The sequence below is a fragment of the Bacillus clarus genome (assembly GCF_000746925.1).
In the GTDB taxonomy this organism is placed as follows: domain Bacteria; phylum Bacillota; class Bacilli; order Bacillales; family Bacillaceae_G; genus Bacillus_A; species Bacillus_A clarus.
On sequence record NZ_JMQC01000008.1, the window covers coordinates 4,877,255 to 4,890,262 of the forward strand.

At 34.8% G+C, this 13,008-nt stretch carries 13 protein-coding genes and 1 pseudogene; 3 read left to right on the forward strand and 11 right to left on the reverse strand.

Annotated features, from left to right (window positions below; genetic code table 11):
• Window positions 1–77: 77 nt before the first annotated feature.
• The 3 genes from DJ93_RS25880 to DJ93_RS33400 all read right to left on the reverse strand — a co-directional run bounded on the left by DJ93_RS25880 (window position 78) and on the right by DJ93_RS33400 (window position 2,771).
• Window positions 78–1,928, reverse strand: a complete 1,851-nt coding sequence (locus DJ93_RS25880; RefSeq protein ID WP_042983907.1) for a sigma-54-dependent Fis family transcriptional regulator — start codon at window positions 1,926–1,928, stop codon at window positions 78–80.
• A 309-nt stretch (window positions 1,929–2,237) separates the two neighbouring features.
• Entirely contained in the window at window positions 2,238–2,528 is a 291-nt protein-coding gene (locus DJ93_RS25885) for an NIPSNAP family protein (RefSeq protein WP_052109644.1), read from the reverse strand.
• A gap of 9 nt (window positions 2,529–2,537) precedes the next feature.
• Complete coding sequence (locus DJ93_RS33400; protein WP_042983909.1) at window positions 2,538–2,771, reverse strand: hypothetical protein; 234 nt, start codon at window positions 2,769–2,771, stop codon at window positions 2,538–2,540.
• A gap of 240 nt (window positions 2,772–3,011) precedes the next feature.
• On the opposite strand from DJ93_RS33400, the gene DJ93_RS25895 reads away from it, so the two are divergent.
• Both DJ93_RS25895 and DJ93_RS25900 read left to right on the forward strand, forming a co-directional pair.
• Window positions 3,012–3,497, forward strand: coding sequence for a hypothetical protein (locus DJ93_RS25895; protein WP_042983910.1), 486 nt, complete (start codon window positions 3,012–3,014; stop codon window positions 3,495–3,497).
• 466 nt (window positions 3,498–3,963) lie between these two features.
• Window positions 3,964–4,563 (forward strand): hypothetical protein, encoded by a 600-nt coding sequence (locus DJ93_RS25900; RefSeq protein ID WP_042983911.1) that lies wholly within the window; start codon window positions 3,964–3,966, stop codon window positions 4,561–4,563.
• A 326-nt stretch (window positions 4,564–4,889) separates the two neighbouring features.
• On the opposite strand, the gene DJ93_RS25905 is transcribed toward DJ93_RS25900, so the two are convergent.
• From DJ93_RS25905 to DJ93_RS25940, 8 genes and pseudogenes are all read right to left on the reverse strand, one after another.
• Complete coding sequence (locus DJ93_RS25905; protein WP_042983912.1) at window positions 4,890–5,216, reverse strand: antibiotic biosynthesis monooxygenase family protein; 327 nt, start codon at window positions 5,214–5,216, stop codon at window positions 4,890–4,892.
• Between the two features lie 214 nt (window positions 5,217–5,430).
• Window positions 5,431–6,096 (reverse strand): NIF family HAD-type phosphatase, encoded by a 666-nt coding sequence (locus DJ93_RS25910; RefSeq protein ID WP_042983913.1) that lies wholly within the window; start codon window positions 6,094–6,096, stop codon window positions 5,431–5,433.
• Between the two features lie 193 nt (window positions 6,097–6,289).
• The gene (gene lpdA / locus DJ93_RS25915) at window positions 6,290–7,660 is read right to left on the reverse strand and encodes a dihydrolipoyl dehydrogenase (protein ID WP_042983914.1); all 1,371 of its coding nucleotides are present in this window, start codon (window positions 7,658–7,660) and stop codon (window positions 6,290–6,292) included.
• A 15-nt stretch (window positions 7,661–7,675) separates the two neighbouring features.
• The gene (locus DJ93_RS25920) at window positions 7,676–8,878 is read right to left on the reverse strand and encodes a dihydrolipoamide acetyltransferase family protein (protein WP_042983915.1); all 1,203 of its coding nucleotides are present in this window, start codon (window positions 8,876–8,878) and stop codon (window positions 7,676–7,678) included.
• Window positions 8,879–8,905: 27 nt separating this feature from the next.
• Entirely contained in the window at window positions 8,906–9,940 is a 1,035-nt protein-coding gene (gene acoB, locus DJ93_RS25925) for an acetoin:2,6-dichlorophenolindophenol oxidoreductase subunit beta (RefSeq protein WP_042983916.1), read from the reverse strand.
• Between the two features lie 17 nt (window positions 9,941–9,957).
• The gene (gene acoA, locus DJ93_RS25930) at window positions 9,958–10,956 is read right to left on the reverse strand and encodes an acetoin:2,6-dichlorophenolindophenol oxidoreductase subunit alpha (protein ID WP_042983917.1); all 999 of its coding nucleotides are present in this window, start codon (window positions 10,954–10,956) and stop codon (window positions 9,958–9,960) included.
• 198 nt (window positions 10,957–11,154) lie between these two features.
• Window positions 11,155–11,628, reverse strand: a complete 474-nt coding sequence (locus DJ93_RS25935) for a DinB family protein (RefSeq protein WP_042983918.1) — start codon at window positions 11,626–11,628, stop codon at window positions 11,155–11,157.
• A gap of 73 nt (window positions 11,629–11,701) precedes the next feature.
• Window positions 11,702–12,061, reverse strand: a pseudogene (locus DJ93_RS25940) (MFS transporter); the annotation flags it as partial.
• Between the two features lie 91 nt (window positions 12,062–12,152).
• Here DJ93_RS25940 and DJ93_RS25945 point away from each other — a divergent pair.
• Complete coding sequence (locus DJ93_RS25945) at window positions 12,153–12,998, forward strand: oxidoreductase (protein ID WP_042984396.1); 846 nt, start codon at window positions 12,153–12,155, stop codon at window positions 12,996–12,998.
• The last annotated feature ends 10 nt before the right edge of the window (window positions 12,999–13,008 follow it).

Consider the following 13,008-nt stretch of genomic DNA (forward strand, 5'->3'; position numbering starts at 1 on the left):
TTTTATTTCCCTGGTAAGCGCATATTCCGACAGAACGTGAGCTTACAAAGAAAAAAGTAGATTATCAAAATCTACTTTTACAACTTGAATTTTTGCATTCGTTTATAAAAAGTACTGCGGGGCACATCTAATAATTTTGCAGCAAGAGAAACGTTCCCTTTCGTTTTTTGAAGCGCTTCAACCATACTATCCCGTTGTATTTTTTCGCGGAAAGTGAGTGTATGCTCATGATTATTTCCTTCTTTTAATTCAAGATTCTTTTGTTTTACTTGCATCGTTTGTAATAAGAATGTTATTTGTTTTTCACATATTTCCCGTCCTTGCGAAAGAATGTATATACGTTCTAATACATTTAACAATTCTCGAATATTTCCTGGCCATTCATGCTGTAATAATTGGGTACAGATGCTAGTGGGAATTTGAATATTCCATTTCTTCCGCTCACAAAAGTCTTGTATAAAATATGGGATATCTTCTTTTCTTTCACATAAAGTGGGTACATAAATCGGATAAACGTGTAAACGATAATATAAATCTTGGCGAAATTCCCCTTCCTCTACTAATTGTAATAAATCTCTATGCGTTGCAGTAATGACACGAATATTTACCGAGATTTCTTTGGAGCCTCCAATTGGCGTTATGGTCCGTTCTTGTAAAACACGTAAAAGCGCTACTTGCATTTCTGGTGGAACTTCTCCAATTTCATCTAAAAAGATTGTTCCTCCATCCGCTTGTTCAAACTTTCCTTTATAGCCCTGACGCCGAGCTCCTGTAAAAGCTCCCTCAACATAACCGAATAATTCACTTTCCATTAATTCTTTCGGTAATGCTCCGCAGTTAACAGCTACAAAGGGACCATTTTTACGCGAACTATTTTCATGAATTGCTCTAGCGACACATTCCTTTCCCACACCTGTTTCTCCGCATACATATACACTTGCATCAGTCGGTGAAACAAGTTTAATTTCTTCTAATGTATGCTGAAATGCTATGCTCGTCCCAACAACACCAGAGAAAGATATACCTTTATTTACTTGCAAGGAACCATATATGTTTGCCTGTTTATTTTCTTTTAAATAAATACATTTCCCTATCATTCTATCATTACTATATACAGGTACTTCTAATTTGGTTGTCATTCCATTCTGTAATAAATCTTCTAATTTCATTCGTGACCAATTTAAAACTTGCTCACGCACTCGCTTACTTGCAGAAACAATAACATCACGATGGTTACAAATGACAACTTGTTCATCACTATCAATTACATCTAGAAATCGATGAATTAAATGCAGTTCATTTTGATGTACACGAATGCTACATTCACGTTCAATCGCATGTGCAATTGAAGTGACCATACCGAGCATATACGGATGTGAAAATTCAATTGGGCACGAGAAATCAAGCACACCAATTAATTTCCCATCATCATTATGAATGGGAGCTGCTGCACAGCTCCAGCTATGAGATACGACAGAATAATGTTCCGTACCGCTTATCATAATCGCTTCTTCAATTTCTAACGCCGTACCAATCGCGTTTGTACCAACATCAGCTTCCGTCCATTTCACACCTTCAATGAAATTAATATATTTCGCTCGTTTTAACGTTTGCTTATTTCCACTTAATAAAAGGACATAACCATCTGGATCAATTAATAATGCCATCATTTGCAATTCATCAATTATTTCTTTCATATTTTGTAAATGGGGTAATGCTATATCGAGGAAAATATCACTCTTTTGTTTTTGTTCATTAAAATCAAAAGAAGTTAAAATATTCTGACCTTTATTCATATGAGGATTTACGTTTGCTTGTTTGCAGCGATGCCATGACTCTGAAATTCTTTCATTTATACGGTCTGAATCGAGGACACCTTCATCCACAAACTTTTTCCATGTATGTAAGTAAAACGGTGAAGCTAACATCGTATCATCTCCCCTTTAATTGTTTTGGAGATTTGTAAAAAACATACTTTTATTATAAAACTCGATAAAAGCGTTTTCAATACGATGAAGAAGATGACACAAACATGTTAATAATTTGAATATCTTAATGAACCTCCTTCTATTCTCTTAATAGAGATACATTTTGTATAATAGAACCGATTGCTATACATAGCCATTTTAGCCAATAATTATTTAGAAAAAATATTGTCGCGCCAACACAAAGCCATATAGTAGATAAAATACTAATATATTATCTCTTTTTTATTTCCACAAAGCTACACTATCCTCTCACTGTACAGTTGATTGTAACGCTTCATTTCGTATTTCTAATATGTATTCCTTAAAGACATATTCTTTCCCACCATGTTGTTCATACCAATCATTTATTCTTCTAACGTGCATTTCATCATTTCTACTGTTTGTTTCAATTTTCACATAATCTTCATAACTATCATATTCCCATATAGCGAATACTTCAGTAGTATCATCATGATTCTCTTTCATCCAGCGTCCTATTAGACGTGAACCATATTTTAATTGATTAGGTAAATTTGTATAATTGAAATGATTGTTAAATATTTCAACAAATTATATTGTATCTGTTTGAGTTTCCCCTGTAATAGAAGAGTCTAAAAAGAACTCAGATATCACGTCAATAGATAAACCAAACAACAGAGTGAATAATATTCCAATAACATACATACCAACTGCAGGTAGGACATAATAAAGAAATGTTGTTCCTACTCCTAATCCCCAACGCCCTTTCAAAGAAGATAAGGCTGCGTTTTTTAAATCACTGATCACTTTAATTCCACCCTTCAAGTTCTGTATCCCCTTTTATATGAATTTCCATATAACATAAATTATTATAACATTTTTTAGAATATATGGAATTAAATACATTTAATATCCTAATAAATTAAAATCCCCCGAAAGTCTCACCGTTAAAGTAGAAATTTCAAAAAATATATACGAATTCTTAAAAAACCTTTTATTCTATCTATCTTTTGATGTGAAATAATTCCTGTCTTTTAATTTTTTTGAATATAGAAAGGAAATCCTATGAAATCTTTAATCAAAATAACATGTACAGCCTTTATACTTACAGGCATAATGGCAGGTTGTAGTGAAGGTACTACAGCAAAGCAAGAAGTGAGTACGCAAGAAAAGAATGCGCTACTATATGGAGAAATCGCAAAAAGTGAGAACTACAGAGCAACAGTTGAAAATGCAAAATATGAAAAAATAGACAAAACAAGTCGCATTACAGCTCGAGTTACGATCAATAATGCTCGAATCGATGAAAAAGCAATTGATCTTTCAGAATTAACATATTCCATGAAAGATGAAAAGACGGAAAAAAAATATAGGGGTCAAGTTATCCCAATGTACGAAGATAAATTCAAAAATGTTCCAGTCGGATTCTCATTAACCTTTGAAGTTTCATTTAATATGGATAATCCACCAAAAGATTTAAATAATATGTATTTATATATGGACAGTAAAAATGATCCATTTACAAATACATATTTGGATAGTTTTATGTAATTTCCTTTTTGTGCACCTGATTTATAAGAAACATCATTCCCCTTGCATTCATAGGCATCTTCAAAGCTAACTCTAATGCATACAAACCCAATATTTATCATATCAAATTCTCACTTCCACAAATTTTTCTAAATATCCCACTCAATTCTTTTAATCCCGTCCTATGTTTTCTTCGAATCTAAACATTATCTCTTCAACATCTTCCTTGTTTCGACTCTTTAAAACACGCTCACCTATCACAATTAGATGTTTTAATTCAAAGCACTTCAAATCTCTTCTGTGTAGGAGACTAATAAATCCATCGCAGTACTCCCAATCATTTCATTTTTTCTAAAAAAATGAAAAACTGCTAATATTCTGTTTTTTATTTCTAAAACTTCAGAATATTTGCAACGTTCTAAATTTAGATTGCATTTTACTTGTACAAAATTTAACTGTACAAAAAATCTAAAAAAGGGATGGTTATATGTTGAAGAAATTAGTAGCGGGAACATTAGTAGCTGGTTTTGCATTAACTGAGGGATTAGGAACAATATCAGCAAGTGCTGCAGAGAAGGATAATACAATTAAATCATTTGACTATTTAAAAGTTGACGAAAAAAATGTTGATTCATTTACAAAGTTAAGTGACCAATCAAAAAAAGACATCCAAATAACTATGGTTCTGCCTAAACAAAATAAAAATGGAGATTGGTTGGCATACGGTTTTACGAGCAGAGAAACGATGGATGCTTTCATTGAAAAAGATAAACAAAGACTTAAAAATCAAATAAATCCCCTAGGTAGTGGTGCTGGTAGTACAGATTTCTATGAGCATAAAGATAAAGGTGGAGAGTATATTTACTGGAGTAGTGGTTTTAAAAACCTGCCTTCTAGCTGGAATGACAGAATTTCTTCTTTAAGTACAGCATCACCATCTGTAAGTTATTCAACGACGCTATGGGAACATACTTCAACTCAAGGATATGGAAAAGGTGTTTTCTTTAGACACGCTGATTGGTATGGTCAAACTGCTAATTTAGCTGCGGATTGGAACGATATAACTTCAGCAATTGAAATCAAGTAATAACGTGGAATTTCAATTGAACTAGGTGAAATAAATTCAAAACCACTATTCTCTCATCGAGTTAGAAGACATGGGAGAATAGTGGTTTTCCTAATATATTTATATAAGCTTTCATGTCCTCCTCTCACTCTTCTATCCTTTCTGGAAAGTTAAAATCTCTAATATTCGTATTTCTGCCGCCCTTTTGCGAAATCATTCAAGTATATCTCTCCTAAAACTTACTAAGTTTTATACTTACTTCACTATTTATAATAAGCTTTACTCATTTACATCGTATCTTATTTTAAATACTACGAAAATCGTTTTATTCATTTAACTTCCTTATTCTACATTTCAAATATATAATCACGTTCCACTTTACATATGCGTACTACAAACTTGTTATACCATTCTCTTTTCCCTCTTTCTTGAGCAATTTGGTGAGCAGCATTTTCTTTCCAAGTAGCGATATCCTCGAGTGTTTCCCAGTAAGACACAGTAATACCCAAACCAGAATCTCTTGCACTTTCGACACCTAAATATCCTTTTTGTTTACTTGCTAATTCATCCATTTTTGCTGCCATCACACTATAACCGTTATCTCCTTCCGTTCGTTCTGAAGTAAAAATCACCGCATAATAAGGTATCTTATATGTATGTAATAAATTACTCATTTTCAGCCATCCCCCTATTTTCATTTACTCACGAGCATTCAAACGAATACCCTTGCATGTATCGTAAATTAAGCGAAAAAACCTAGCACTATGATGAATAAGCTGTTCCATTTTATGCAGAAAACCTAAAAAGCATTTCTACTAACAAAAACCACTCAGAAATATACTATTCTAAGTGTTAATTTATTATTTCGTTTATTTTGCATTCACTAGTTTAGTAAACCTCTTTCATTTCAGGCAAAATTGTTTTTAATTCCATTAAGTCATTTATTACTAAGTCCGCCTTTGCAAGTTCATCTTCCTTTGCAAAATCAAAATTACATCCAATTGCAAATAAACCATTATCTTTAGCTGCATGTATATCAGATAAACGATCCCCAACTACTGCTGCTTTTTTTATATCATATTTTTTTATAATCGTTTTAACTAAATCTCCTTTATCCAGCGTTTGTATTTGTTGAATACTAAATGTCTCGGTCACCCAATTATTTAAATTATAATAACTAACAATTGCTTGTAAATATTCCATTAGACCATTACTGGCTATGTAAATAGAGTAATTTTGTTCTTTTAAATAACGAAAAACTTCCTCTACATTAGGATATAAAGCACCTTTCCCATTTCTTATATTTTCAACTAATCTTTCCAGAAAATAAGCATCCGTTTGCTCTCTTACCTCATTGGAGTGATTAGGTAACAAAGCCTCCCACACTTTCGGTAAAGGTACCCCCATAATTTCACAGTATTTATCAATAGGAGTTGCTGTATCCCATAATCTTAGTGACCGTAAATGATTAAAAGTATCATCAAGTGATAATTCTAAAATTTTGTCTGTTTGAAATAAAGTTCCATCCATGTCAAAGATCAGTGCTTGTAACATCTCTTTCTCTCCCTTTGTACCATTCCTTACTATCTTTCATTAGATCAAGTATGAATTTTCATAACATTTATACATATTAACATACATTCACAATTCTTTCTTCAAGATTTCAGAAATAACTTAACTTTTCAAACACCTTCATCCCTAAAAAAGACCAGCCAATTTCGACTGATCTCCTTTACACATATTCAATTCAAGCATGTCCCACTGCCTTTAGTAGGGCTTCATGAATCGCTTCAGATAAAGTTGGATGCGCGGCAATATAATCTCTCATCATATCAGCTGTTACTTCTGTATGAATCATCACCGTTCCTTGTCCGATCATTTCTGTTGCACGAGGACCAATAATTGAGATTCCTATAATCTCTTGATACTTCGGTTCCACAATGACTTTTACTTTACCCGTTTGTTCTCCTAAAATAAGTGCTTTTCCGTTTGCTGTAAATGGAAATTCCCCAATGAGGATGTCACCATATCGCTCTCTAGCTCCTTTTTCTGTTAAACCGACACTTGCGATTTCTGGAGCTGTATAAATACAGCGCGGAACAGCATGGTAATTTGCTTGTACCGCTACTCCACTTGCATGTAGTGCTGCTGTTACTCCTTCATGAAAGGCTACATGAGCAAGCTGGATTCCGCCAATAATATCACCAGCTGCGTAAATGTGTGGTACGTTCGTTTGCATATGCTCATTTACAGTAATCCCTTTATTTGAAAATTGGACTCCAGCCTTTTTTAAACTTAATCCATTCACACGTGGCTTTCTACCAACAGAAATGAGAACATGATCTGGTTGCACTTCACGGGTACATCCATTATATTCAAACAATGCTTGCTTTTTATAGTTGTTTAATTCTTTTAAAGCTGTTCCTGTGAAAATTTCTACACCGTCTTTTTCTAATTTTTCTCTTAAAATACTTGCGATATCTTCATCTTCACCAGGTAATAATTGTGTTGCCATTTCAACAATCGTTACTTTCGTCCCAAGACGGCTATATATACTTGCAAACTCGCAACCTATTACACCGCCGCCAACGATAAATAATGAAGCTGGTATGTTTTTAAGCGACATCGCATGACTACTATTTAATATCCATTTTCCATCGAACGGAGCAAAAGGCAATTCAGTAGGCTCTGAGCCCGCCGCGATAATAAATTGGGCACCATCTACCACTTCTTCTTTATTACCATGCACAACTCGTAAACGATGATCCGTTTCAAATTTCGCTTTTCCTTTTATAACTTTAATTTTATTTTTCTTCATTAAATACTGAATACCTTGTACGAGCTGAGTAACGATTTTTGCTTTTCTCGTCTGTATTTGTTTCCAATCAATTGATACGCTTCCTTTATCAACTGATATCCCATACTCGTTCGCTTTATCCACAATATCATGTACCTCAGCACTTTCTAGCAATGATTTTGTAGGTATACACCCGACATTTAAACATGTTCCACCTAGTTCTGCTTCATCAACAAGAATGACTTCTTTCCCATTTTGAGCAGCGGTGATGGCTGCTACATACCCAGCAGGACCGCCTCCAATTACAACTAATTTACTCATTCTCTCACCTTCTCTTTATAAAAGAATCGTTACAGGTTCTTCTAAATATTGTTTAATTGCCTGTAAAAATGCAGCTGCTGGTGCACCGTCTAATACACAATGATCGAATGTTAAACTTAAAGGCAACATGCTTCCTTTTTGTAATTCCTCACCTCGGTATACGGGGACATGTTCAATTGCCCCTACACCTAAAATACCAGTTTCAGGTGTATTTAATACCGGTGTGAAATATTCAATTCCAAAGCTTCCTAAATTACTAATTGTAAATGTCGTCCCATGCATATCATCGCTACTTAAACAACCTTCTCTTGCTTTTAATGCAGCCTTTTTAATTTCTTGAGATAGCTCTACTAAAGATAAATTGTTTGCAAAGCGGATTGCCGGAACGACTAACCCTTTTTCTAATGCGACTGCTATTCCTAAATGAACATGCTCAAATTGATAAATTGTATCATTTATATAAGCACTGTTCATGTCTTTATGTTCACCAAGTGCTAATACAACAGCACGAGAGACAAAATCTGTAATTGTTAATGTATTTTCATATCGTTTTTGTACAACTTCAGCCATATTTTTATGTAAAGCAATTAAATCTGTAACATCTACCTTCATCGTTAATGTTAATTGCGCACTATTTTGTAAGCTTGTATGCATCCAAGTAGCAATTGCTTTACGCATACCAGTAACAGGAATTTCTTTACTTTCTTCTTTTTCAATTACTTCTGGAATAGCTACTTTTTCTTCAAGTGCCTTTAATACATCTACCTTCGTAATTCTTCCTCCAGGACCCGTTCCTATTAAAGTAGTAATATCAAGATTTTCAGCTTTCGCAATTTTTTTCGCTACTGGAGAAATTTTTACTCTTTGCTTCGTTCCTCCTTTCGCATACGGTTCTGGATGCTGTACACTTTGAGGCGCTGTTTCTTTCGGTGCAACGTCCTTAGTAGCAGGCACTTCTTCGTGCACCGATACTTCTTCATTCGGTTTACCAATATAGCAAATAACAGTGCCAGGCGGAACACCTTGATCTTCTCCTACAGCTATATCTAGTACAGTCCCATCAGCTGGTGCTTCTATTTCCGTTTCTATTTTTTCTGAGTTAATGCTAGCAATTAACTCACCTTTCGTAACATTATCTCCCGTTTTAATATTCCAATTTGTTACAATTCCTTCTTTCATCGCCATTCCTAATTTCGGCATTACAACTTCAACAGCCATGTTTCTCGCTCCCTTCTCATCGTTTCCTTACACATTTAATAATGAACGGTCCCCAATCATTTCAGATACTGTTTCAATTACTTTCTCTGGTGTTGGCAAGTATAACTTTTCAAGTGGTGGTGAGAATGGAACAGGTGTATGTGGCGCTGTAATTCGTTTAATTGGCGCATCTAAAAAATCAAAACCTTTATCTGCTACAATTGCAGCTATATCGGCCGCGATACTACATCTTGGATTTGCTTCATCAATGACGATAAGACGATTTGTTTTTTCAACAGATGATAAAATTGTATCTTCATCAAACGGTGATAAAGAACGTGGATCAATTACTTCTACTTCCAATCCTTTTTTCGTTAATTGTTCAGCAGCAGCGAGTGCAGTATGCACTTGTTTTCCAATTGCTACGATTGTAACGTCGGAGCCTTCTCGTTTTATATCTGCTTTTCCTAATGGAATTGTGTAATAACCTTCTGGAACTTCGCCTTTCATATTGTAAAGTGTTTTATCTTCAAAGAAGATTACTGGATCATCATCTTCAATTGCAGCCAATAATAAGCCTTTCGCATCATACGGTGTCGAAGGAACGACAACTTTAATCCCTGGAATACTAGTAAATAAAGCATATAAACTTTGAGAATGCTGTGCTGCTGCACTAAATCCAGCCCCGTGCATCGTACGAATTGTAACCGGTACTTTTGCTTTCCCGCCAAACATATAACGGAATTTCGCACCTTGGTTTAACACTTGATCAAGACAGCTTCCGATAAAATCATTAAACATTAATTCAGCAATTGGACGTAATCCTGTTGCAGCAGCAGCCATTGCCGCTCCCATATAACCAGCTTCAGAGATTGGTGTATCTAAAATACGATTACGGCCAAACTCTTGTACGAGTCCTTTCGTAACACCGAGAACACCGCCCCACGCTTCATCATCTTGCAAGTGATCAACTTGTGCACCACCAGCAACGTCCTCCCCTATTAAAATGACATTTTCATCACGTCGCATTGATAATTTCATCGCTTCATTAATTGCAGTTGACATACTTACTGTTCTAGTCATAATTTTTTACCCTCCTCTTATTTGTAAGAAACGTATACATCTTTTAATAATTCTTCATCAGCTGGATATGGACTATTTTCACTAAATTCAATTGATTGTTGCACCGCTTCATCTACTGCTTTTTCCATATCAACAAGTTCAGATTCTGTTAATAAATCTTCATGAATTAAATGCTTACGGAAATTCACAATCGCATCTTTTTCATTTAAATGTTCTTCTTTTTCTTCCGAAGTTTTATATGTTTGTGCTTCTCCTTCAAAATGACCGTAGTTACGATATGTCATACATTCAATTATTGTTGGTCCTTCACCATTACGAGCACGTTCCACCGCTTCTTCAGCTGCTTTATATACTGCTAAAAGATCTTTTCCATCTACTTGAACACCCGGAATGTTATAAGCTTTTGCACGATCAGCAATGGAATCACAGCTTGAAGCATATTCAAATGTAGTCGCTTCACCGTAACCATTATTTTCAACGATAAAAATAACTGGTAACTTCCAAATTGCCGCTAAATTAACCCCTTCATGGAATGTTCCTTCGTTGTTTGCGCCATCACCAAAAAAGCAAACGCTTACATCTTTTGTGCCTTTATATTTAGCTGTTAATGCTGAACCGCAAGCAAGCGGAAAGCCGCCTCCAACAATTCCGTTTGCACCAAGCATTCCTTTATCTAAATCGGCAATGTGCATCGATCCGCCTTTGCCTTTGCATAATCCAGTTGCTTTACCAAAAAGTTCAGCCATCATACCATTTAAATCACAACCTTTTGCGATACAATGACCATGACCTCTATGTGTACTTGTAATACTATCACTATTTGTTAAATGGGCACACACACCAACTGCTACTGCTTCTTCCCCAGCATATAAATGAACGAAACCTGGCAAAACACCTTGTGCGAACAATTCATGCACCTTATCTTCAAACTTACGAATCTCTAACATCTTTTCATACATCCAACGAGCCTGCTCTTTCGTAATTTCATTCCCTTTATTTTCAGTTGTTTTTAACATGTCCATCCCTCCTATTTTCTTGTTCGTCTTTTATATTGCAAGTACCGTGCCAATTTTGAATCCTTTATTTAATAGGATTTTTCTACCTTTTAAAAACAAAAAAGTGGACAAAACGAGACAGCTGTCTCGTTTTGTCCACTTTTGTTCATCTTCTTAGAGAACAATTAACTTATTTACGATTAAAAATCGATTCCCTTTTTAGTACAAGTTCTTCTGTAATTTCCGAATGTAAATAATTTGACCTATGTGATATGCATTATGCGTTGTTACATTTGCTAGTACCTCCCACCACTTCGCAGAAACAGGTAATCCAATCACGTCGCTTTCAACTTTGTTTTCATTTAATAGATCTTGCCATTGTAGCAGTTTTCCTAATAATTGTTCTCTTAAATCTTCAAATGTTTGATTCCCTGATACTATGAAACTTTTGTTATTATCTCCAATAGCTGGAACGGCATTAACATTTGATTCCTTGTACCTTATTTGCCACGTTGTATTCCAATAAAGTAAATGTTGCACAATTTCGGCAATACTATTACTCTCTTCACTAGGTTTCCAAAAAGCTTCTTCCTCAGACAAACCCTTAACTGCGTCTGAAAATGGAATATACCAACTAGGATCATTCGCATTTGCTAACAGCTGATCTGCTAAAACATCTTTAACATGAAACACTCCTCTTCACTCCTTCATAAAAACTTCAATTCATTATCATGATAAAGCGCGATGTTCACTTCTCTATATACACTCAGTTTGTATTATTCCCTCTTTTTAGGCCCATTCCCATACATATGCTAATAAAGAAACCGAAAGCACCTAATCCATAAGACGCTGCATAATCAATTTGTCCGATAACACATCCCGCAAGACCTGGCCCAATCATTTGACCAACCGCATAGAAAATAGAAATAAAACTAATTGCCACCGAAACATATTTTGGAGACACTTGTTTGGATACCGCAACTTGAATTAATAAAAGAACGCCTCCGAGGCTTGAACTCCCAATAATCGCTGACAAAATAAAACTCGCTATATTTCCAAAAACAATTGGGGTAATATCGCCTATTACAGCTAATAAAAATGCTATCGATAATGCATTCTTTATACCAAATACGTGTATAGAAACAATATGTATGCAAGAGTAATAGATTTTCTCCTTATAACTCGTTATGATAAAAGAAAAAGAAAGCGAGCGGACAATGAATAAAAAAATTGCAGTTATTACAGGGGCATCAAGTGGATTCGGACTGTTAACTACACTTGAACTCGCTAGAAAAGATTATTTTGTTATCGCTACTATGCGAAATCTTGATAAGCAAGTGGGCTTAATATCCAAAGCTACTGCCCAAAACTTACAACAAAATATAAAAGTACAGCAATTAGATGTAACAGATCAAAATTCTATTCATAACTTCCAACAGTTTTTAAAAGAAATAAAGAAAGTAGATCTTCTCATAAATAATGCAGGATATGCGAATGGTGGATTTGTAGAAGAGGTTCCAGTAGAGGAATACCGTAAACAATTTGAAACGAATCTTTTTGGAGCTATATCAATCACGCAAATAGCCTTACCATATATGAGAAAACAAAAAAGTGGAAAAATCATTAATATAAGCAGTATTAGCGGTCAAGTTGGATTCCCTGGCTTATCCCCTTATGTTTCTTCAAAATATGCATTAGAGGGCTGGAGTGAATCACTTCGCCTAGAAGTAAAACCTTTCGGGATAGATGTTGTATTAATCGAACCTGGTTCTTATAACACGAACATATGGGAAGTCGGTAAACAACTAGCTGAAAACCAACCTGAAACACCCTCTCCCTATAAAGAATATATGGATAAAATACAAAAGCACATTAATAATGGCAGCGATACGTTTGGTAATCCGATAGATGTAGCAAATAAAATTGTTGAAATTGCTGAGACAAAACGTACAGCATTACGATATCCAATTGGAAAAGGTGTAAAATTTATGATCTTTGCGAAGAAGATTCTTCCGTGGAGATTGTGGGAATTCCTTGTTTTGAGGAGTTTTAGAAAGATGTAAATAAAAGAGT

What these genes read in the sequence shown, in the direction of transcription:
- DJ93_RS25880 (WP_042983907.1), bottom strand. Translation starts at nt 1,928, where the DNA reads ATGTTAGCTTCACCGTTTTACTTACATACATGGAAAAAGTTTGTGGAT.
- DJ93_RS25900 (WP_042983911.1), top strand. Translation starts at nt 3,964, where the DNA reads ATGTTGAAGAAATTAGTAGCGGGAACATTAGTAGCTGGTTTTGCATTA.
- DJ93_RS25905 (WP_042983912.1), bottom strand. Translation starts at nt 5,216, where the DNA reads ATGAGTAATTTATTACATACATATAAGATACCTTATTATGCGGTGATT.
- acoB (WP_042983916.1), bottom strand. Translation starts at nt 9,940, where the DNA reads ATGACTAGAACAGTAAGTATGTCAACTGCAATTAATGAAGCGATGAAA.
- acoA (WP_042983917.1), bottom strand. Translation starts at nt 10,956, where the DNA reads ATGTTAAAAACAACTGAAAATAAAGGGAATGAAATTACGAAAGAGCAG.
- DJ93_RS25945 (WP_042984396.1), top strand. Translation starts at nt 12,153, where the DNA reads ATGAATAAAAAAATTGCAGTTATTACAGGGGCATCAAGTGGATTCGGA.
- lpdA (WP_042983914.1), bottom strand. Translation starts at nt 7,660, where the DNA reads ATGAGTAAATTAGTTGTAATTGGAGGCGGTCCTGCTGGGTATGTAGCA.
- DJ93_RS25895 (WP_042983910.1), top strand. Translation starts at nt 3,012, where the DNA reads ATGAAATCTTTAATCAAAATAACATGTACAGCCTTTATACTTACAGGC.
- DJ93_RS25910 (WP_042983913.1), bottom strand. Translation starts at nt 6,096, where the DNA reads ATGTTACAAGCACTGATCTTTGACATGGATGGAACTTTATTTCAAACA.
- DJ93_RS25920 (WP_042983915.1), bottom strand. Translation starts at nt 8,878, where the DNA reads ATGGCTGTTGAAGTTGTAATGCCGAAATTAGGAATGGCGATGAAAGAA.